Origin of the sequence: Thermomonas fusca DSM 15424, from assembly GCF_000423885.1 — a bacterium.
Lineage (GTDB): Bacteria > Pseudomonadota > Gammaproteobacteria > Xanthomonadales > Xanthomonadaceae > Thermomonas > Thermomonas fusca.
On the sequence record NZ_AUIV01000053.1, the window covers coordinates 1 to 1382 of the forward strand.

The window sequence follows — 1382 nt, forward strand, 5'->3', positions numbered from 1 at the left end:
CCGCCGGAGTTCACCACGCTCAGCAGCTACCCGCTGACCGACAACGACCGAGACGCCACCGCGCGCGTGGCCGTGGCCTTCCATTCCCAGTTCGGCGACAACGCGCACGAGAGCAAGCCGATGGCGGCCAGCGAGGACTTCAGCGTGTTCGGCCGCAGCTGGGGCGTGCCGTACGTGTTCTGGTTCGTTGGCGGCACCGACCCGCAGGCGCATGCGAAGGCCAAGGCCGAGGGCACGCTCAACAAGCTGCCGAGCAACCATTCGCCACGCTTCGCCCCGGTGCTGGAACCGACGTTGAAGGTGGGGCTGCAGGCAATGCTCAGCGCGGCGTCGGCGTGGCTGTGTGCGCCGGCGGCCGGCGCGCGCGGAGGTGGCGCATGAACGCCACCGCCAAACCCGCCGCCACGGGCACCGGCTACCAGGGCAACGACCGGCTGCTGTTCGGCATGATCCTGGGCGTGGTCACCTTTTGGCTGTTCGCGCAGACCACGCTCAACATCGCCCCGGACATGCAGCGCGACCTCGGCATCGGCGCGGGCACGATGAACAACGCGGTGGCGATGGCTGCGCTGTTCTCCGGCATCTTCATCGTGGTGATGGGCGGGCTGGCCGACCGCCTGGGGCGGCTGCGCATCCTGCGGATGGGCTTTGCGTTCGGCATCGTCGGCTCGCTGCTGGTCGGGCTGGCGCCCGCGGGCGCCGCGGGCACGGCGATGCTGCTGGTGGGGCGCGCAGTCCAGGGCCTGTCGGCGGCGTGCATCATGCCGGCCAGCCTGTCGCTGGTGAAGGCGTACTGGGATGGCCCGGCACGCCAGCGTGCGGTGAGCCTGTGGTCGATCGGTTCGTGGGGTGGCTCGGGACTGGCGGCGCTGTTTGGCGGCTACATGGCGCAGACGCTGGGCTGGCGCTGGATCTTCTTCCTCTCGGTGGCGGTGTCGGTGCTGGGCCTGGCGCTGGTGCGCGGCGCGCCGGAGAGCAAGGCGCCGGCGGTGGCCGGCTATCGCTTCGACCTGTCCGGCGTGATCGCGTTCATGGTTGCCATGCTGGCGCTGCAGGTGGTGGTGACCCAGGGCAGCACCCTGGGCTGGGGCAGTCCGGTGGTGATCGGGCTGGTGCTCGCCTTCGTGGTGGCGGCGGTCGCGTTCTTCCGCATCGAGGCGGGCAACGCGCACGGCTTCGTCGACTTCCGCCTGTTCCGCAACCCGGTGTACACGGGCGCCACGATCTCCAACTTCCTGGTCAATGCCTCGGTCGGCATGCAGCTGGTATCGCTGCAGCTGGTGCAGATGGGCGGTGGCCTCAGCGCGCAGCAGGCCGGCCTGCTGACCCTGGGCTATGCGATCGCGATCATCGCCTTCATCCGCGTGGGCGAGAAGCTGCTG

1 protein-coding gene and 1 pseudogene are annotated in these 1382 nt (G+C 70.0%); both read left to right on the forward strand.

Annotated features, from left to right (window positions below):
• Window positions 1–381 (forward strand): annotated as a pseudogene (locus G582_RS18255) (amidohydrolase); the annotation flags it as partial.
• Window positions 378–1382: MFS transporter (locus tag G582_RS16800; protein ID WP_038054302.1), on the forward strand; the 1005-nt coding region annotated here is incomplete at its 3' end. The pseudogene G582_RS18255 and the gene G582_RS16800, both read left to right, overlap by 4 nt.